This is a genomic window from Candidatus Allofontibacter sp., assembly GCF_040404065.1.
GTDB lineage: Bacteria > Pseudomonadota > Alphaproteobacteria > Pelagibacterales > Pelagibacteraceae > Fontibacterium.
The window spans coordinates 715,106-733,264 of sequence record NZ_JBBAJM010000001.1 but is presented as its reverse complement, the minus strand read 5'-3'; the positions used below and the strand labels follow the sequence as shown (position 1 = coordinate 733,264).

Here is an 18,159-nt window from a genome sequence, read left to right as displayed (position 1 = left end):
ATTAAATTTTTAATTCGCTATCTTTATTTGCCAAAACATATTTTCCAACCATTAATCGACTGACAGTAAATGCTGTAAAGAAAGATGAAACCAATCCTATGATTAAAGTTAAAGCAAAGCCTCTAACTGGACCGCTTCCCAGGTAAAATAATATTATTCCAGCTATTAATGTCGTAAGATGTGTATCTATTATGGTTAATAATGATCTTCTGTAAGCAGCATCAGTTGCTATGATCATTGATTTTTCTATTTTGAATTCCTCTCTTAATCTTTCATAAATTATCACGTTCGTATCAACTGACATTCCAGTCGTTAAAACAATGCCTGCTATTCCAGGTAGAGTTAGTGTAGATCCAAATAAAGATAGTACGGCAGCTAAAATTATTACGTTTAGCAAAAGACATATATCAGCGAAAACGCCAAAAATTTTATATTCATAAATAATATAAAGAGCGACTAGTAAAAATCCTGAAATAAAAGATATCACTCCATACTTAACGGAATCTTCACCAAGGTCAGAACCAACTGTTCTTTCTTCTACTATTTTCATAGGTGCTGGTAAGGCTCCAGATCTAAGCAGTATGGATAATTGATTTGCCTCTTCAACAGTAAAACTTCCAGATATTTGTCCGCTACCAGTTAAAATTGGTTCTCTTATCACTGGGGCGCTAAGAATTTCATTATCCAGTATAATCGCTAAAGATCTTCCAACATTCTCTTTTGTAGCAGCAGCAAATTTTGCAGCCCCCACTCCATCTAATTTAAAACTAACAACAGTTCCATTAGTATTATTATCATATCCGGGTTGAGCATCTTTTAAATTCTCTCCTGTTAAGATTATTTTTTTTTCAACTTCTAAAGTAGAGCCAATAGATTTATACTTATATTTCTCATATCCAGAATTATCTGGAGAAGAGTTATTTTGCGATCTTACAAATCTAAAATTAAGTTGAGCAGTTTTTCCAAGAATATTTTTAAAATGAGAAGGATCAGTTAACCCAGGGAGTTCAACCAATATTCTGTTTTCACCTTTTTGAACAATATTAGGCTCTTTTGTTCCAAGTTGATCAATTCTTTTTCTTACTACTTCTAAAGATTGATTAATAGCGTCTTGTTTAACATGTTTAATAAATTCAGGAGTGAATTGAATAACAAAAGTATCTTTCTCAACTTTATAAAATATTTCTTTATTATAATTTTCAGTTGTTTTGCTACCCATAGGATTGAAAAAACTTTTTTTTCCATTTAAATCATTAATTATATTAATAGTTCCATCTTTAAATTTAGAATCTTGAATTTCAAAAGAAATTTTCTCAGCACTAATATTAAAATTTTTGTAATTAATATTTGAATTTTTAAGTTGTTTTTTTAATTCGGTTGCTTTGTCATCGATTTTTTTTGCTACTAAAGGATTAATATCAACTTCTAAAAGTAAATAAGAGCCTCCCTGTAAATCTAGTCCTAAATTTACTTTTTTGTCTAAAAAAAATTTATATTTGTCTGATGTAAAAAAATTTCCTAAAAAGATATAAAAAAAGAATAAAACTGTAAGAAAGACTAAACTTATCTTTAATCTAGAAAAATTTAACACTAAAAATTACTTAGTTTCTGATTTGGAAAGAACTTGTGAAATTGTTGATTTGATAACTTTAACATTAACGTTATCTGATACTTCTAATTCTACTTTTTCTTCGTCAATTACTCTGGAAATCTTACCAATGATACCGCCAGCTGTAACAACGCTGTCGCCTCTAGTTAATTTTGAAATCATTGATTTATGTTCAGCAACTCTTTTTTGTTGAGGTCTGATTAATAAAAAATAAAAAATAACAAAAATTAATATTAAAGGAACAAATTGACCAAGTGCAGCAATAGACATAGCGAGTTTAAATATACTAGAAGAAGTTTAATTACAATAATATTTTAAATTTAATAACGATTTTATAATCTAAAATTTATCAATACCACCCATATAAGAATGAAGAATTTTTGGAATAGTAACTGAACCGTCTTTATTTTGGTTGTTTTCAATTAGCGCAATCAAAGTTCTGCCTACCGCAAGTCCTGAGCCGTTTAAGGTGGCAACGTAATCAATTTTTTTTTCTAAATCCTTATATCTTGACATCATTCTATTTGCTTGGAATTGCCCACAAGAAGAACAGCTGGATATTTCTCTATAATTATTTTGCGAAGGCATCCATGCTTCTATGTCATAAGTTTTTTCAGCACTAAAGCCCATGTCTCCCGAAGATAACAGAACTACTCTGTAAGGTATTTCTAATTTTTTAAGTATAGTTTCTGCGCAATTAAGCAACCGTTCAAGTTCATTATTTTTATCTTCTGGTTTCGTAATGCTAACCAACTCAACTTTATAAAATTGATGCTGCCTTAACATTCCTTTTGTATCTTTTCCAGCAGCTCCTGCTTCTGCTCTAAAACATGGGGTTGAAGCAACATATCTAAGTGGCAAATCTTCATAATTTAATATTTTATCCCTAACAATATTTGTGAGAGAAACTTCAGCAGTTGGTATTAGCCAAGCTCCTGTATTTAAAGAGAATTGTTCTTTAGAAAATTTTGGAAGCTGTCCCGTTCCAAACATTGATTCTTCGTTTACAATAATTGGCACATTCATTTCTAGATAATCAAATTCTCTCACATGAGTATCAATCATAAAATTGATAAGAGCTCTTTCTAACTTTGCAATATTGCCTTTAGTTATTACATATCTAGCACCTGAAATTTTAGTAGCTGTATCAAAGTCCATTAAATCTTTTTCAGCACCAATTTCATCATGTGATTTAATTTTAAAATCAAAATCTCGAATTTTACCGAATTTGCGAATTTCTTTATTGCTTTTACTGTCCTCTCCGACGGGAACATCGTCCAGATGAATATTTGGTAAATGATGCAAAATATTATTAATATTTATTTTTTGTTCGGAAATATTCTTTTCAAAATTGTCAATATCAATTTTAATGCCAACTACTTTTTTAGAGAGAGATAAAAAATTGTCACTTTTTTTATCTTTTACAACTGATAATTCTTTGGATATTTTATTTCTTTCTTCTTGTAACTTTTGTTGCTTATCTAAAATTTTTCTAATAGAGCTATCCAAGACAATAATTTCATCAATTAATTTATCTGAATTTTTTACAAATCTTTCTTTATACTTTTTTTTATAAAGCTCAGGGTCATCTCTTAGAGATTTAAGATTTATCATTTTTATTCTTTTCTAAATATTTGATAACCAGAATAGATATTTCATATAAAATCATCAATGGAATTGCTAATCCTATCTGACTTATTGGATCCGGAGGTGTTATTATTGCTGCAATTATAAATATAATAACAATAATATATCTTCTTCTTTCCGATAAATATTTTGAATCAATCAATCCAACTGTTGCTAATAGCACTAACAATACTGGCAATTCAAAACTTAAACCAAAAGCAAACATAAAAACCATTATTAAAGAAAGATATTCGCTTACTTTTGCTTCAAGCTGTATAGGCATACTAGTTTGAGTACTAAGCGTTTCAAAAGATAAAAAAAACTTAATAGCTAATGGCATTATAAAAAAATAAGCAAGCAATGCTCCCGTTACAAAAAGGATTGGAGTTGCAATAAGAAAGGGTAAGATTGCTCTTTTTTCATTATGATACAAACCAGGAGCTATAAATTTCCATATTTGAATTAAAAAAACTGGAAAAGAAAAACAAATTGCTGAAAAAAAAGAAAGTTTTAAATAAGTAATAAAAGTTTCTTGTAATGCAGTGAAAATTAATCTTTTTGTCCCAATATTATTCTCTCCTAAAGCCCAAACATAGGGTTGTAGTAAAAAATTATATATTTTTTCTGCGTTTAAATATGAAATGATAAATGCAAAAGTAAAAAAAATTAAACTTTTGATAATTCTAGTCCTTAATTCTAAAAGATGTTCTATTATACTAGATTGATTTTGATCATTTTCATTATTCATAAAATAAAAAAAATTAAGATTTATTTGATTTGTCTTTATCTTTCTCTTCAGGATTAAGATCTGTAATTTTTTTTATATCTTTTTCATGCTCTTCAAGAATTTCATCCATACTTTTTTGAAATGAATTAATGTAATTTTTAATCCCATTTTTAATTTGGATAAATTTTCTGACAACTACAGGAAGATCTTTTGGACCAATAACAATTATCGCTACTAGTATAATAACTAAAATTTCAGACCACCCTATTTGTGGCATAATTTTTAGTGATCTGATTTTGAATTTGAATCTTTATTCTTAGAATCTTTATTATCAGAATCGTCTGACATTCCTTTTTTGAAACTTTTTATTCCTTTAGCAACATCACCCATTAAATCAGAAATTCTACCTCTGCCAAATAACAGAACGACAACTATTAAAACTATAATGATATGCCAAAAACTAAGACCCATGAATGAATTCTATATATTAAATAATATTCTATTACAAATAAATTAATTATCTTTTTTATTCAAGGTGTCAGACAGCATATCATCGATGTTTGAAAATATATCTTCTTTCGATTGTTTGTCTAAATCATCCTTAGCAAATTTATTTGTTCCAAAAATTGATCTATCTAAACGACTATCGATTAATCCAGCTGAAGCTAATTCTTCGGAGCTAGGTAAATCAGAAATAGATTTTAAGTTAAAATGACTTAAAAAAGTGTCCGTTGTCACATACAATAAAGGTTTTCCTGGTATTTCTTTTCTCCCTTGCGGTTTAACCCATCCAAGCTCAAATAATATCTCTAAAGTTCCGGTGCTAAAAGATACGCCTCTAATTTCTTCAATTTCCGAACGAGTAACTGGTTGATGATATGCAATAATAGCTAAGGTTTCAATTGTTGCCTTCGACAACTTCCTTTGCTGAACAACTTCACTAGCAATTTTATTAGATAAATTTTCAGCAGTTCTAAAAGACCATTTGTTAGAAATTTCGTAAAGATTTATACCTCTCTCAATAAACTCTAATTGCAGTTCTTTTAAAATTTTAACAACATCAACATTTAAATTAACTTTAGATTTTATTGTTTCAATATCTAAAGGTTCATCAGCAGCAAACAAAATAGCTTCTACTAATCTTTTTGCATCTTTATTTTTATTCAACATAATTATCTAGCTTTGATTAAAATTTTATCAAAAATTTTTTTTTGCATAATTGATAATTTTCCTTCTCTAACGAGTTCTAGGCTTCCAGCAAATATTCCTGCCAAACCAGATTTTTTTAAAGTTTTAGAACCTGAGAAAGAACCTGGAACCACATCCCTAATATCTCTCCATTCAGTAAGATCGCTTAATAAACTTGTAATTTTTTTTATAGCCTCTTCCATTGTATAAACTGGTAATTTTGAAATATTCATAACAGAAAAATTTTGTTTTCTTTTAATTTCTGCATAAGACTTGATAAGCTCATACAAAGATACTGAATATTTAGAAGTGGAAAGAGTTTTTATTCCTTCTCTCATCCCTTTCATAAAAATATCTTTGCCCAGTTGTTTTTGACAAACAAGCTTATCCGAAAGAAATCTTATTGCTTCTAATTTTCTTAATTGTAACTTAAGTTTTTCTGCCATCTGAATAGCTGAAAAATCATCTTCGAAATCATCAGGTAGCAACAATCTAGATTTTAAATAAGCAAGCCAAGTTGCCATAACTAAAAAATCAGCAGCTAATTCTAAATTTTTTTTTATGTTATTAACAAATTTTAAATATTCATCTGCTAATTGAACAATAGAGATTTTCATTAAATCTACTTTTTGAGACTTTGCCAAATCTAAAAGTAGATCAAGAGGTCCCTCATAGTTATCAATATTGAGAGTAAATTTGCTTTCTGACTGTTCTTCAGAAACTGGGTTTAATTCAACTACAGTATCCATTTAATTTATTTAACTGATTCTTGAGTTAAATTTATTAAAATTTTTCTTAATTTTTTCCGTTATTTTGTAAGTAAAATTATCAATTTGAGGCACAATTAAAGATAGTTTCTTCATTTCATCAATTTTTCCATTACAATGGAGTAATAAATTACAACCGGCTGTAAGGCTTAATTGTGCTTTTGTAGCAAGACTGTTGGACAGAGCCTTCATAGAAAGATCATCCGACATTATTATTCCTTTAAATTTTAAATACTTTCTGACTATTTCGTGAATTATATATTTTGATTGTGTTGCGCATCTTTTTGAATCTAATTTTTCATACAATATATGTGCAGTCATAGCTAAATTTGCAGTATTATTTTTAAATGGTTCGAAATCATTTTTTTTTAAATATTTTAAAGAAAATTTTACTTTTGGTAGTTTAAAATGAGAGTCTGCATTAGTGCAGCCATGTCCAGGGATATGTTTAATAACAGTTTCGATTCCATAATTATTATAAATTTGGGTCAAATATTTAGATATTCTTTTAACAATTTCTGAATTTTTAGAAAAAGACCTATTTCCAATTACACTTTTTTTATCTTCATTAAACAGATCTAAAACAGGAACAGTGTTTATATTAATTCCACAATATTTTAAAATAGAAACATTTGCTTTAAGGAATTTATTAAAATTTTTATAAAAAATTTTCTTATTTTCAAAAATATCACCAAAATATTTTGAATTATATTTATCCAAATTAATAATTTTTTTAAACCGATTAACTCTGCCTCCTTCTTGATCAATTAATATTGGAAAATTTTCATCTTTAAAAATATCTTTTATGCTATTTGTTAAATTCCTAACTTGATAAAGATTATCAATATTTCTTGAAAATAATATTATTCCCCATGGTTTGTATTTTTTAAAAAAATTAATTTCATTAAAACTTAATTTTAAACCTTCAATTCCAAATATAATTGCGTGCGTATTCAAATCTTTATTTTATTAACTCCCAATATTGTTTTTGTTTGTAAATTTTTTTAAAAAACTCTTCATTATCTACCCTTTTTTTAAAATCTGAAGGAGAAGAAATTTTTTCTAATTTTTCAATATATGAGTTTAAGTAAATTAAATAGTCATCTCTTTTTTTGCTCACATTTTTAACAAAATTATTTGAATTATAATAAAAAAGACAAGAACCTAAAATAATCAAAACTAACAAAAAAGAAATAATGTTAACGAAATACTTTTTCATTAAATCATCACATTTCAGTTGGGGCATTTACATTTAAAATATCTAAACCACTTTTTAAAACTAGTTGTATTTTTTTAATCAAAAACAATCGAGAAGACTGAAGATCTAAATTTTTTTCATTTAAAATTTTTAAATTATCGTCCTCATTTCCTGAATTCCAATAAGTATGAAATAAACTTGCTAATTCATACATATAAAATGGAAGTCTATGTGGCTCCAGATGAAAAGCTGAGAGTTCTAAACATTTTGCCCACTCAGAAATTTTCTTCATTAAATCAATTTCTATTTCCTGAGTAAGTAAGTTAAGATTTATTTTTTTTTGTTCTTTGTCTTCGTAACCTATTTTTCTAAAAACAGAACATATTCTTGCGTAAGCGTATTGCACATAGAATACTGGATTTTCTTTGGACTGATCAGTAACTAAATCAAAATCAAAATCTAATTGAGAGTCATTACTTCTATATATCATCATGAATCTTACAGAATCTTTTCCAACTTCATTTATAAGATCGCTAGCTGTAATAAAGTCACCAGCCCTTTTGGACATTTTAAACTGCTCTCCAGATTTAAACAATTTTACTAACTGACAAACTTTGCAAATAATTTTTTGTTTGTTTTCTGACAGCGCTGAAACACATGAAGATTGTCTTTTTAAATAACCGGCATGATCCGCTCCTAAGACATTAATCAGAAGATCAAATTTTCTTTCTATTTTGTCATAATGATAAGCAACATCATTAGCAAAATAAGTCCAACTTCCGTCAGACTTTTTTAACGCCCTGTCCATGTCATCTCCAAATTTAGTAGATTGAAATAATAGTTGTTTTCTAGGCTCCCAATCTTCGACTTCATTTCCTTTAGGTTTCTCTAAGATCCCTTCATAAACATAATTCTTTTCCTTTAAAATTTTCAAAACTTTCTCAACAATATTCTTGTTAACAAGAGATTTTTCGGAGACAAAATTATCATGAACAATGCCTAATTTTTTTAAATCATTTTTAATTAGATTCATCGCTTCCTTTATGCACAGCTCTTTAAAATTATCAAAAATTAAATCATAATTATCAAAATTAGATATTTGTTTAATTGTTAAAATATTTTTAGCTATATCAATTACATAATCACCAGGATAAAGCCCCTGATCCTCAGGAAATGGAGTTTTATTTTTTAACTCTAATACTCGATGATAAACTGATTTAACAAATTGATTAATCTGATTTCCGTAATCATTTATGTAATATTCTTTAACAACATTATGTCCGACAAATTTTAATAAATTAGCTAAAACGTCTCCAAAAACAGCACCTCTACAATGCCCCACGTGCAGAGGGCCTGTTGGATTTGCAGAAACATATTCGATTAATATTTTATTAGATTTTAAATTTTGATTATTACCAAAGTCAGTATCTACTGTTTTTAAAAAATCATACCAAAAATTTTTATTAAAAAAAAAATTTAGAAAACCAGGTTTTGCTACTTCGATTTTTATAATTTCTTCAAATTTACCTTCTAATTCCATTTTAATATTGGATGCTAATTCGATAGGATTTAAATTATTTACTTTTGCAAAAATCATTGGAGCGTTTGTACTTAGGTCTCCGTGAGTCTTAATCTTAGGAATTTCTACTGAAAAATTACTAAAGTTTTCAGGTAATTTAATGATATTTTTTTTTTCTAAAGACTTAAAAAAATTATTTAATTTTATTTTATAATCAAAAAAGATATTCATTTTATTTTATTGTATAAATCGATAGCAAATTTATCAGTCATTCCAGCAATAAAATCAGCTACTGACCTTTCTAATCCCCATTTTTTCTTTGATTCAGCAGTTATAAATTTTTTATTATTTTTAATTAGATAAATATATAATTTTTTAATTATTTTTTCTGCTTTATTAGTCATTATTTCTACAGATTTATTTTCATACATATTTATTTTTAGAAATTCACGAATTTGATTATTTGCAACATTAAGCTTTGATGAAAAACTAACTATAAAATTAGTAGATTTATAAACGTCTTGAATTGATTTAATATTATATTGTTTTAAATTCTTTTTTGTCTGTAGAATTAAATCAGTGACCATAATATTTATTATTGACCTTATAATCTCATTTCTTAACAATTTTTTATTCTTAAATTGTTTATTTTTTTTTTTTATTACGTCACCTATAATTGGAATATCTTTAATGTCATTAATCGAAAAAAAACCAGCTCTAATTCCATCATCAATGTCATGATTGTTGTAAGCTATGTCATCTGACAAAGCACTAATTTGAGATTCTAAAGAGGACTGCTCATAAAAGTTAATTTTTTTTATTTTACTCAAATTTGGTAAAATGTTTAAATTCTGTGTTATCAAATAATTTGGTCCATTATGCTTAACAATACCGTCTATTGTGTTTATAGATAAATTTAAACCGTCAAAATTTTGATAGGCTTTTTCTAATTCAGTAATTAAACGAACTGAATGAATATTGTGATTAAAACCACCATAACTGTCCATACAATGATTTAGTATTTTTTCACCAGCATGACCAAATGGTGGATGCCCAAGATCATGAGACAAACTTATTGCCTCTGCTAAATCTTCATTTAATTTCAGATATCTAGCTATCGATCTTGATATTTGAGAAACTTCTAATGAATGCGTAAGTCTAGTTCTGTAATGATCTCCTTCATAATATACAAAAACTTGAGTTTTATATTTAAGTCTTCTAAATGATGTCGAATGTATAATTCTATCTCTATCTCTTTGATAAAATGATCTATAAGGATTTTTTTTATCTCCAAACTGTCTGCCTAAATAATTAGAATTATTAGAAGAAAATCTTACTAATAACTTATTGTAATTATCTACTCCGGACATATATTAATAGAGTTATAGCAACATATAATTGAATGACTAATAATTTTACCATTACAGATAATGCTAAAAAAAAGATAGAAAATCTTTTAGTAAATGAAAAATTCAATAAATTTTTTAGAATAGAGGTTAAAGGAGGAGGCTGCTCGGGTTACAAATATCATTTTCTAATGGATAGCAAAAAAAATCATGACGATATAATTATTAGTAATGTGTTAATTGATAAATCCTCTTTTTCTTTTATACAAGGATCTACATTAGATTTTTCTGAAAAATTAATTGAAAATACTTTTAAAATTATCAATCCTAAAGCTACATCTTCATGTGGGTGTGGTAGTTCATTTTCGGTTTAATGATTATTAGCAGTTGGAACGTTAACTCAGTAAGAGTTAGAATCGATCATGTGATTAATTATTTAAAAAAGAACAAACCAGACTTTTTACTTTTACAAGAAATAAAAACTGAAAACAAAAACTTTCCTTATGCTGAGTTAAAAAGTATTGGTTACGAAAGTGAAGTTCATGGTCAAAAATCATATAATGGTGTTGCTATAATTTATAATAAAAAAATAAGTAATATAAATTTTAATATTATTAATGATAAACAAGAACAATCCAGAACAATTTCTGCTGATGTAGTTTACAAGAATGAATTGATAAAAATTATTTGTATTTATGTTCCGAATGGAAATCCAGTCAATACTGAGAAATATAAATATAAAATAGAATGGTTAAAATCTTTTGAGGATTATTTATTCAAACAAAATAAATTAAAAAATAAAGTAATCATAGGTGGTGATTTTAACATTATTCCTAATGAGGAGGATGTTTATAATCCTAAAGACTGGGAAAATGATGCTCTATACAGGATTGAAATTAGAAAATTTTTTAGGAATATATTAAACGAAGGATACAACGACGCTTTCAGATTAATTAATAAAAAACCTAATAACTACACATTCTGGGATTACCAAAATGGCTCTTTTGAAAGAAATAAAGGACTAAGAATTGATCACTTTTTATTATCAAAAAATATCACCAATCTTATTAAAGATGTTACAATTGATTCTTATTTAAGGTCTTTGGAACGACCATCCGATCATGCGCCGATCAGATTAACATTGGCTTAGGCTCTGCCGTAAACATCTTTAATTCTAATAATATCATCTTCTCCTAAGTAACTACCTGTTTGGACTTCTATAATTTTCAAAATATATTTTTGCTTATTTTCAATTCTATGTACTGCTCCTTGGGGAATAAAAATAGATTCAGACCTATTTAAAACTAAACTTTTTTTATTAAGCGTAACATTTGCTTTACCTTCAACAACGATCCAATTCTCAGATCTATGCCTATGTTTTTGTAAGCTTAAAATTGCTCCTGGGTTAACAAGAAGTTCTTTAACTTGAAAAGTTTTACTTACAAATATATTTGTAAATTGTCCCCATGGCCTTTGCGTAGTTGTGTGCTGATCAGTAATCTTTGGAAATTGCTTGTTAATAAAAGGATAGATGAATTGGAGATTATTTTTTTTTAAATCAGACAAATAAAGTACGTCCTTATAGTCCACTACCAATAAGTTTTCTAAATTACACGCTACAATAGTTCTTTCATTTGAAGATATATATGAGTTTTTAACGTTATTTTTAAAAATTCTACCTTTTATAAAATTGTTATGTTTATCTTTTTTTTCAATTTCCCATTTTTGTAACCAGCTACCGACATCTTTCCAGTCACTTAATAATTTGACTGAAAAAACATTAGGAGATTTTTCTAAAATTGCATGATCAAATGAAATCGGTTTTATTTTTGAGAAATATTTATCCTCTAATAACAATGTATTATTTATTATTTTCGCATTAATAAAAGCATCGCAAACTTGTAAAGCTAGTTTTTTTTGCAACACAGAATATTCATTTAATAACGCTGATTTATTCGAAAGGAACATTCCTGAATTCCAAAGATAATTATTATTTTTAATAAGTTTTTTTGCTTTTTTTAAATTTGGTTTTTCAATAAATTTTAGAACTTTATTAAAATTTTTATTAATTTTTCTCGAATATAAATAACCATATCCTATTTCTGGATAACTAGGTTTTACTCCAAAAATAAAAATTTTATTTCTATCTAAATATTTAGATAAATTTTTGATCTGCCTTTGAAATAATAATTTTTTTTCAATAATATGGTCGGAAGAAATAATTAATATAGGTTGGTAAAATGACAAATCATCATCGTTTATCGCCGCAAGTATTGCTGGAGCGGTATTCTTTTTTTGTGGCTCTACAAAAATTTTACAATCTATTTTTTTAGTTTGTTCTTTAATCTGATCTAAAAAATTGACATTTGAACAAATTGTAATTTTATCGAAATCAGGTCCTGTTACTCGATCTATGGCATGCTGCAATAAGCTTTTCCCATTAATCTTTATAAATTGCTTGGGATTTTTTTTTCTAGATTCGGGCCATAACCTAGTACCCTCTCCTCCGCATAATATTATTGGTTTAATTTTTAAATATCCGCGTAACATTTTTTTTCCTTAAATCCACCAGCATGGGTAACGGCTCCATTTTTAGCAGAACCAACTGTCTGGCCGTATTTCCATAAAGTTCCGGATAAAAAGTGAGGACTTATATTTTTCCAAGCTTTTTTTCTTTTCTTCAATTCTGATTTAGAAATTTTAAAATCTATAGTTCCTTTAACGGCGTCAATTGCAATAATATCTCCATTTTTTAATAGAGCTATAGGACCGCAATTAAAAGCCTCGGGTCCTACATGACCAACGCAAAATCCTCTAGTTCCTCCTGAAAATCTTCCATCTGTTATTAGAGCTACTTTTTCTCCCATACCTTGACCATATATTGCTGCAGTGGTTGAAAGCATTTCTCTCATGCCCGGGCCACCTTTAGGCCCTTCATACCTTATAACGATAACATCTCCTTCTTTGTATTTTTTATTCTGAACGGCTTTAAAAGCTTCTTCTTCACTATTAAAACAAAGAGCTTTACCAGTAAATTTTAGTTTTTTCATTCCAGCAACTTTAACAATTGCACCTTCTGGAGCCAAATTTCCCTTTAGACCTACGACTCCACCTGTTTTAGAAAGCGGTTTATTATAAGGTCTCATTACATCTTGATTGATGTTAAATTTAACTGACTTTAAATTTTCTTCCATAGTTTTACCTGTTACAGTCAAACAATCTCCATAAATGTAACCGCCGTCCAATAAAGTTTTTAATAACATTGGTGCTCCTCCTGCCTCAAACATATCTTTAGCCACATATTTTCCGCCAGGTTTTAAATCTGCTAAATAAGGAGTTTTTTTAAAAATTTTTGCAACATCAAATAAATCAAATTTAATTCCACATTCATTAGCTATAGCTGGCAAATGAAGAGCTGCATTTGTTGATCCTCCTGTGGCAGCTACAATTGTTGCGGCGTTATGTAATGATTTAAGAGTAACAATATCTCTTGGTCTTATATTTTTTCTTAATAATTCCATAACTGCTTTTCCGCTTGCATATGCATATTTATCTCTTTCTACATAAGGGGCTGGTGTTCCAGAAGAGTAAGGTAATGCTAAACCTATAGCCTCAGATACACATGCCATTGTATTTGCTGTAAATTGACCTCCACAAGCACCTGCGCTAGGACACGCGCTTATTTCTAATTCTTCTAAATCCTCATCTGACATTTGATGATTTGCATGTTTTCCAACAGCTTCGTAAACATCTACAACTGTCACATCTTTTCCTTTGAATTTTCCAGGTAATATAGATCCACCATAAATAAAAACACTTGGAACATTTAACCTGCACATAGCCATCATTAATCCCGGCAAAGACTTATCGCAACCAGCAAGACCAACCAAAGCATCATAACAGTGACCTCTAACTGTCAACTCAGTTGAATCTGCTATAACCTCTCTAGATACTAATGAGGATTTCATGCCTTCATGACCCATTGCAATACCGTCTGTGACTGTAATTGTGCAGAACTCTCTTGGCGTCCCATTGTTATCAAAGACACCCTTTTTAGCTGACTGAGCCTGTCGCATTAAAGCAATATTACAAGGGGCTGCTTCATTCCATGTTGAAACGACACCAACAAAAGGTTTGGCAATGTCATTTTTTTTTAAATTCATTGCATAATAAAAAGCTCTATGAGGAGCTCTGTCTGGACCTACCGTGGTATGACGACTTGGTAATTTAGATTTATCAAATTTCATATTAATTTTTAATGGATATTATACTTTCTAATTGATTCAAATCATTTACTAAATTTTTTAAGATATCTTTTTCTTTATCAACTATATCCTTTGGGGCCTTGTTTATAAAAGATTTGTTAGCAAGTTTTCCCTTTGAAATATTAATATTATTTTTAATTACATCTATTTTTTGTTTTACTTTAGCAATTTGCTCTTTTAAGGAGATTTCTGTAGAGAATTTAATCAATATAGCATCCCCCTCTGAATAGAGAGATAATATGTTTTCATTTTTTTCATCTTTTTTAAATAAATTCTCAACTCTAGATGCTTTTTTAAAAATTAAAAAATTCCTATCTAAAAAATCTTTCTTATTTTTGGATAAATTATCAACACAAATATCAACAAAATTTCCAGGAGAAACCTGCAAAATAACTTTTGTTGATCGAATTAAACCTACAATTTTAATTAACCAATTAATCATTTGTATATTATTATTTTTAATAATTTTAATTTCTTTGTTATTAGTAAAATTAATTAAAGGACTTTTGAAAAAATCCATAAATTTTAATTTATTCCACAGTTCTTCTGTAACAAAAGGTATGAAAGGATGTAGTGATATTAAAATTTTGGAGAATATAAATCCAAAAACTTTTTTTGTTTCTTTTATTTTATCCTGATCATTAGAATAAAAAATTGATTTTGCAAATTCTAAGTACCAGTCGCAAAAGGTATTCCATACAAAATTGTAAATTTCTCTTGAAGCCTCATCAAATCTAAATGCCTGCATGTGTATATCAATATTGTTTCTGGTTTGAATGTATTCATTAATGATCCATTGATTAACTTCGAGTTTTACATTGTTAATGCTATTTTCTAAATTAGAATTACAATTATTTAATTCGCAAAACTTGGAAACATTCCAAATTTTAGTTAAAAAATTCCTATAACCTTTAACTCTTTCTTCAGAAAGCTTCACATCTCTGCCTGGTGAAGCCATTGACATCAGCGTAAATCTTAAAGCATCTGCTCCGTATTTTTTAATTAACTCCAAAGGATCAATAACGTTTCCTTTTGATTTAGACATTTTTTGTCCGTGCTCATCTCTAACTAAAGCGTGTATATAAACTTTATCAAAAGGAACTTTTTTTGTTACAAATAAACCCATCATCATCATTCTTGCTACCCAAAAAAACAAAATATCAAAACCCGTTACTAGAACTGATGTTTTATAAAATCTTTTAAAATTATAAGTTTTGTTAGGCCATCCTAAGCTCGCAAATGGCCATAATGATGATGAGAACCAAGTATCGAGAACATTAAGGTCTTGTTTAATGTAGGAGTTTTTTTTTTTATAAAACTTATCTGCTTTTTTTTGAGCATCCTCTTTGTTTGCTGCGGCAAAAATTTTTCCATTATCACCATACCAAATAGGAATTTGATGACCCCACCAAATTTGTCTGGAAATGCACCATGGCTTAATATCTTTTAACCACAGGTTATAAGTCTTTGTCCATGTTTCTGGAAAAAAGGTAGTTTTTTTATTTTTAACTGCTTTCAATGCGTCACTTGATAATTTTTTAACATTTAAAAACCACTGCTCTGTAAGATAAGGTTCAATAACAGAATTTGATCTATCGCCGTAAGGAACGCTATGTTTTATTGACTCTTCTTTTTCTAAAAAATCTCCTAGTTTTAAATCTTCCACTATTAATTTTCTTGCCTCAAGTCTATCTATTCCTTGGTATTTTTTGGGACAATTATTATTTAATTTACCATCCGGTTCTAAAATATTAATCTTTTCTAATTTATGTCTTATGCCAACTTCGTAATCATTAAAATCATGAGCTGGTGTAATTTTTACAGCTCCCGAACCATGATTAGGATCAGCATAATTATCTGCAATAATTTTAATTGATTTTTCAATAAGCGGTATTTTTGCAAATTTATTTATTAAATTTTTATATCTATTATCTTTAGGATTAACTGCTATTGCTGAATCGGCAAATACTGTTTCTGGCCTTGTAGTTGCTATTGTTATAAAATCAATTTTATTAAAAAAATATTTAATATAATAAAGTTTTCCATTCACTTCTTTCTGTTCAACTTCAAGATCGGAAATTGCAGTTTTTAATACGGGATCCCAGTTAGATAATTTTAAATCTTTATAAATCAGTTTTTTATTATAAAGTTCTAAAAATACTTTTATTACCGCGGAGGACATATCCTTATCCATGGTAAATCTGGTTTGAGTCCAATCACATGATGAGCCTAACTTTTTAAGTTGATTTATAATTAAGTTTCCAGAATGTTCTTTCCATTCCCAAACTTCTTTAAGAAATTTTTCTCTACCTAATATATTTTTGGATAAATTTTTTTCTTTAAGTTTTTTTTCAACAACAAGCTCCGTTGCGATTCCGGCATGATCAGTTCCTGGCTGCCACAAAGTTTCATAACCTTTTAATCTATAAAATCTGACTAACAAATCTTGAATAGAATTATTAAGAGCATGACCCATATGCAAACTGCCCGTAACATTTGGTGGAGGTATAACTATAGAGAAATAATTTTTATTATTATTCTTTTTGGGTTGAAATAACTTTTCCTTTTCCCAAAAATCATAAATTTTATCTTCTATTTCTAAATGATTATAATTATCTTCTAACATTAAAAATTAAATTCTTCTTTATCGATATAATTTATTAAAATGGGAGCATTGGCATTAGTAATTTTTAATTTTTCATATCCTTTTGCTTTTTTATTATAAAGATAAATATTTGAAGAAGAATCAACTTTTAAAATACATATTAACTTTCCATTAATTTTTAATTTTCCTAACAAATTAACAGGATCGCTATTTACAGATCCATTAATAATAATTTTATCAAACTTAAGTTCTGGAATATTTAATTGCTTATAATTACAGTAAAAATTTTTAATATTTATGAATTTACTATTTTTTACATTTTTTATAGTTAAATCATAAACATCCTTATCTTCTTCAACTGAATAAACACTATTAACTAAGCTGGAAAGTAAGGAAGCTGTATAGCCTCCACCTGATCCAATTTCTAATACTGTATCCGCTGATTCTAATTTTAAAATATTTAGGAATTTTGCAAATATAAGAGGTTTTAAAATAAAAGATTTTTTAGAAAAACTTATATGATCATCTATATAAGATAATTTTTTTAATTCTTCCGGCAAAAAATTTTCTTGTTTAACCTTTTGAAATACTGATATTAGATTCTCATCAATGATGTTGTTAGGCCTTAATTGGCTTTCAATCATGTTTAATTGGCGAGTACTATGTTGCATAATATTTGCGAGTTTAGAAAACTAAATATATATACACGATAGCTATTAGAAAATAATACAGAAAAAATATGGCCACGTGGCGGAATGGTTACGCAGAGGACTGCAAATCCTTGTATCCCAGTTCGATTCTGGGCGTGGCCTCCAAATTAATATTGTTTTTAAAAAAAAAAATCGTATTGTGTTTTTTTTATTCCCCGATAGCTCAGTTGGTAGAGCAGTTGACTGTTAATCAATTGGTCGCAGGTTCGAGTCCTGCTCGGGGAGCCAAAAGAAAATTATGCAGTTTTTGATAATTTTTTGTTTGAATGCAAAATGTTTAAAAGTTTTTCTCTTTCAACTTCAGATAATTTAGTAACAAAAGTTTCTAAAGAATTATCTTTGCTACCATTTAAATCTAAATTTTGAAAATCTTTAAAATCTTCAAAAAAATATTTAACAGGCACTTTTAAAAAATTAGCTAACTGGAGTAATCTGCTTGAGCTAACACCGTTAGTTCCCTTTTCATATTTTTGAATTTGTTGAAATGTTACATTAATTGCTTTCGCAACTTGAGTTTGAGTAAGTCCCAAGGCAGCTCTTCTAGAGCGAAGCTGTTTGCCTAAGTGCTGATTTAATTCCAAAGACATTGATCCCTTTAT

General features: G+C 28.0%; 19 protein-coding genes and 2 tRNA genes. 4 read left to right on the top strand and 17 right to left on the bottom strand.

Features of this window, described 5'->3' with window-relative positions; genetic code table 11:
• Window position 1: 1 nt before the first annotated feature.
• The 12 genes from secD to AC8IG9_RS03810 all read right to left on the bottom strand — a co-directional run bounded on the left by secD (window position 2) and on the right by AC8IG9_RS03810 (window position 10,004).
• On the bottom strand, window positions 2-1,591 hold the full coding sequence (secD, locus tag AC8IG9_RS03865; protein WP_507425502.1) for a protein translocase subunit SecD: 1,590 nt from the start codon (window positions 1,589-1,591) through the stop codon (window positions 2-4).
• Window positions 1,592-1,597: 6 nt separating this feature from the next.
• Window positions 1,598-1,879 carry a preprotein translocase subunit YajC gene (yajC, locus tag AC8IG9_RS03860; RefSeq protein ID WP_507425501.1) on the bottom strand — a complete coding sequence of 94 codons (282 nt, stop codon included), beginning with the start codon at window positions 1,877-1,879 and terminating at the stop codon, window positions 1,598-1,600.
• Window positions 1,880-1,948: 69 nt separating this feature from the next.
• The gene (serS, locus tag AC8IG9_RS03855; protein WP_507425500.1) at window positions 1,949-3,223 is read right to left on the bottom strand and encodes a serine--tRNA ligase; all 1,275 of its coding nucleotides are present in this window, start codon (window positions 3,221-3,223) and stop codon (window positions 1,949-1,951) included.
• Window positions 3,210-3,983 carry a twin-arginine translocase subunit TatC gene (gene tatC / locus AC8IG9_RS03850; RefSeq protein WP_507425499.1) on the bottom strand — a complete coding sequence of 258 codons (774 nt, stop codon included), beginning with the start codon at window positions 3,981-3,983 and terminating at the stop codon, window positions 3,210-3,212. The genes serS and tatC overlap by 14 nt, the downstream gene beginning before the upstream one ends.
• 13 nt (window positions 3,984-3,996) lie before the next feature.
• Complete coding sequence (gene tatB / locus AC8IG9_RS03845; protein WP_507425498.1) at window positions 3,997-4,239, bottom strand: Sec-independent protein translocase protein TatB; 243 nt, start codon at window positions 4,237-4,239, stop codon at window positions 3,997-3,999.
• Window positions 4,240-4,244: 5 nt separating this feature from the next.
• Entirely contained in the window at window positions 4,245-4,433 is a 189-nt protein-coding gene (locus AC8IG9_RS03840) for a twin-arginine translocase TatA/TatE family subunit (RefSeq protein ID WP_507425497.1), read from the bottom strand.
• Window positions 4,434-4,475: 42 nt separating this feature from the next.
• Window positions 4,476-5,132, bottom strand: coding sequence for an SMC-Scp complex subunit ScpB (gene scpB, locus AC8IG9_RS03835; RefSeq protein ID WP_507425496.1), 657 nt, complete (start codon window positions 5,130-5,132; stop codon window positions 4,476-4,478).
• A 2-nt stretch (window positions 5,133-5,134) separates the two neighbouring features.
• Window positions 5,135-5,899, bottom strand: coding sequence for a segregation and condensation protein A (locus AC8IG9_RS03830; RefSeq protein WP_507425495.1), 765 nt, complete (start codon window positions 5,897-5,899; stop codon window positions 5,135-5,137).
• A gap of 9 nt (window positions 5,900-5,908) precedes the next feature.
• Window positions 5,909-6,874 (bottom strand): glycoside hydrolase family 3 N-terminal domain-containing protein, encoded by a 966-nt coding sequence (locus tag AC8IG9_RS03825; RefSeq protein WP_507425494.1) that lies wholly within the window; start codon window positions 6,872-6,874, stop codon window positions 5,909-5,911.
• Window positions 6,875-6,878: 4 nt separating this feature from the next.
• Complete coding sequence (locus tag AC8IG9_RS03820) at window positions 6,879-7,136, bottom strand: hypothetical protein (RefSeq protein ID WP_507425493.1); 258 nt, start codon at window positions 7,134-7,136, stop codon at window positions 6,879-6,881.
• Between the two features lie 7 nt (window positions 7,137-7,143).
• Window positions 7,144-8,865 carry an arginine--tRNA ligase gene (argS, locus tag AC8IG9_RS03815; RefSeq protein ID WP_507425492.1) on the bottom strand — a complete coding sequence of 574 codons (1,722 nt, stop codon included), beginning with the start codon at window positions 8,863-8,865 and terminating at the stop codon, window positions 7,144-7,146.
• The gene (locus tag AC8IG9_RS03810; protein ID WP_507425491.1) at window positions 8,862-10,004 is read right to left on the bottom strand and encodes a deoxyguanosinetriphosphate triphosphohydrolase; all 1,143 of its coding nucleotides are present in this window, start codon (window positions 10,002-10,004) and stop codon (window positions 8,862-8,864) included. Before AC8IG9_RS03810 ends, argS begins: the two co-directional genes overlap by 4 nt.
• A 32-nt stretch (window positions 10,005-10,036) precedes the next feature.
• Here AC8IG9_RS03810 and AC8IG9_RS03805 point away from each other — a divergent pair, with 32 nt between their 5' ends.
• Together AC8IG9_RS03805 and xth are read left to right on the top strand one after the other, a co-directional pair.
• Window positions 10,037-10,354 (top strand): HesB/IscA family protein, encoded by a 318-nt coding sequence (locus tag AC8IG9_RS03805; RefSeq protein ID WP_507425490.1) that lies wholly within the window; start codon window positions 10,037-10,039, stop codon window positions 10,352-10,354.
• Window positions 10,354-11,130 (top strand): exodeoxyribonuclease III, encoded by a 777-nt coding sequence (gene xth, locus AC8IG9_RS03800; RefSeq protein ID WP_507425489.1) that lies wholly within the window; start codon window positions 10,354-10,356, stop codon window positions 11,128-11,130. The genes AC8IG9_RS03805 and xth overlap by 1 nt, the downstream gene beginning before the upstream one ends.
• Here xth and AC8IG9_RS03795 read toward each other — a convergent pair.
• Genes AC8IG9_RS03795 through AC8IG9_RS03780 form a run of 4 tightly spaced genes read right to left on the bottom strand, consistent with a single transcriptional unit; the run spans window position 11,127 to window position 17,494 of the window.
• Window positions 11,127-12,530, bottom strand: coding sequence for a mannose-1-phosphate guanylyltransferase/mannose-6-phosphate isomerase (locus tag AC8IG9_RS03795; RefSeq protein ID WP_507425488.1), 1,404 nt, complete (start codon window positions 12,528-12,530; stop codon window positions 11,127-11,129). The two genes, xth and AC8IG9_RS03795, sit on opposite strands and share 4 nt — an antisense overlap.
• The gene (gene ilvD, locus AC8IG9_RS03790; RefSeq protein ID WP_507425487.1) at window positions 12,512-14,227 is read right to left on the bottom strand and encodes a dihydroxy-acid dehydratase; all 1,716 of its coding nucleotides are present in this window, start codon (window positions 14,225-14,227) and stop codon (window positions 12,512-12,514) included. The genes AC8IG9_RS03795 and ilvD overlap by 19 nt, the downstream gene beginning before the upstream one ends.
• Before the next feature lies 1 nt (window position 14,228).
• The gene (locus AC8IG9_RS03785; RefSeq protein ID WP_507425486.1) at window positions 14,229-16,871 is read right to left on the bottom strand and encodes a valine--tRNA ligase; all 2,643 of its coding nucleotides are present in this window, start codon (window positions 16,869-16,871) and stop codon (window positions 14,229-14,231) included.
• Window positions 16,871-17,494 carry a protein-L-isoaspartate O-methyltransferase family protein gene (locus tag AC8IG9_RS03780; RefSeq protein ID WP_507425485.1) on the bottom strand — a complete coding sequence of 208 codons (624 nt, stop codon included), beginning with the start codon at window positions 17,492-17,494 and terminating at the stop codon, window positions 16,871-16,873. Before AC8IG9_RS03780 ends, AC8IG9_RS03785 begins: the two co-directional genes overlap by 1 nt.
• A gap of 97 nt (window positions 17,495-17,591) precedes the next feature.
• Between AC8IG9_RS03780 and AC8IG9_RS03775 the strand changes: the two genes are divergently transcribed.
• Together AC8IG9_RS03775 and AC8IG9_RS03770 are read left to right on the top strand one after the other, a co-directional pair.
• Window positions 17,592-17,665 (top strand) — tRNA-Cys (locus tag AC8IG9_RS03775).
• A 47-nt stretch (window positions 17,666-17,712) separates the two neighbouring features.
• Window positions 17,713-17,788, top strand: a tRNA-Asn gene (locus AC8IG9_RS03770).
• Window positions 17,789-17,796: 8 nt separating this feature from the next.
• Here the strand turns inward: AC8IG9_RS03770 and AC8IG9_RS03765 are convergent.
• Entirely contained in the window at window positions 17,797-18,147 is a 351-nt protein-coding gene (locus AC8IG9_RS03765; RefSeq protein ID WP_507425484.1) for a helix-turn-helix domain-containing protein, read from the bottom strand.
• Window positions 18,148-18,159: the final 12 nt, after the last annotated feature.

What these genes read in the sequence shown, in the direction of transcription:
- tatC (WP_507425499.1), bottom strand. Translation starts at nt 3,983, where the DNA reads ATGAATAATGAAAATGATCAAAATCAATCTAGTATAATAGAACATCTT.
- ilvD (WP_507425487.1), bottom strand. Translation starts at nt 14,227, where the DNA reads ATGAAATTTGATAAATCTAAATTACCAAGTCGTCATACCACGGTAGGT.
- scpB (WP_507425496.1), bottom strand. Translation starts at nt 5,132, where the DNA reads ATGTTGAATAAAAATAAAGATGCAAAAAGATTAGTAGAAGCTATTTTG.
- tatB (WP_507425498.1), bottom strand. Translation starts at nt 4,239, where the DNA reads ATGCCACAAATAGGGTGGTCTGAAATTTTAGTTATTATACTAGTAGCG.
- xth (WP_507425489.1), top strand. Translation starts at nt 10,354, where the DNA reads ATGATTATTAGCAGTTGGAACGTTAACTCAGTAAGAGTTAGAATCGAT.
- argS (WP_507425492.1), bottom strand. Translation starts at nt 8,865, where the DNA reads ATGAATATCTTTTTTGATTATAAAATAAAATTAAATAATTTTTTTAAG.
- AC8IG9_RS03805 (WP_507425490.1), top strand. Translation starts at nt 10,037, where the DNA reads ATGACTAATAATTTTACCATTACAGATAATGCTAAAAAAAAGATAGAA.
- AC8IG9_RS03780 (WP_507425485.1), bottom strand. Translation starts at nt 17,494, where the DNA reads ATGATTGAAAGCCAATTAAGGCCTAACAACATCATTGATGAGAATCTA.
- serS (WP_507425500.1), bottom strand. Translation starts at nt 3,223, where the DNA reads ATGATAAATCTTAAATCTCTAAGAGATGACCCTGAGCTTTATAAAAAA.
- AC8IG9_RS03795 (WP_507425488.1), bottom strand. Translation starts at nt 12,530, where the DNA reads ATGTTACGCGGATATTTAAAAATTAAACCAATAATATTATGCGGAGGA.
- AC8IG9_RS03840 (WP_507425497.1), bottom strand. Translation starts at nt 4,433, where the DNA reads ATGGGTCTTAGTTTTTGGCATATCATTATAGTTTTAATAGTTGTCGTT.
- AC8IG9_RS03785 (WP_507425486.1), bottom strand. Translation starts at nt 16,871, where the DNA reads ATGTTAGAAGATAATTATAATCATTTAGAAATAGAAGATAAAATTTAT.
- yajC (WP_507425501.1), bottom strand. Translation starts at nt 1,879, where the DNA reads ATGTCTATTGCTGCACTTGGTCAATTTGTTCCTTTAATATTAATTTTT.
- AC8IG9_RS03830 (WP_507425495.1), bottom strand. Translation starts at nt 5,899, where the DNA reads ATGGATACTGTAGTTGAATTAAACCCAGTTTCTGAAGAACAGTCAGAA.
- AC8IG9_RS03765 (WP_507425484.1), bottom strand. Translation starts at nt 18,147, where the DNA reads ATGTCTTTGGAATTAAATCAGCACTTAGGCAAACAGCTTCGCTCTAGA.
- AC8IG9_RS03810 (WP_507425491.1), bottom strand. Translation starts at nt 10,004, where the DNA reads ATGTCCGGAGTAGATAATTACAATAAGTTATTAGTAAGATTTTCTTCT.
- AC8IG9_RS03820 (WP_507425493.1), bottom strand. Translation starts at nt 7,136, where the DNA reads ATGAAAAAGTATTTCGTTAACATTATTTCTTTTTTGTTAGTTTTGATT.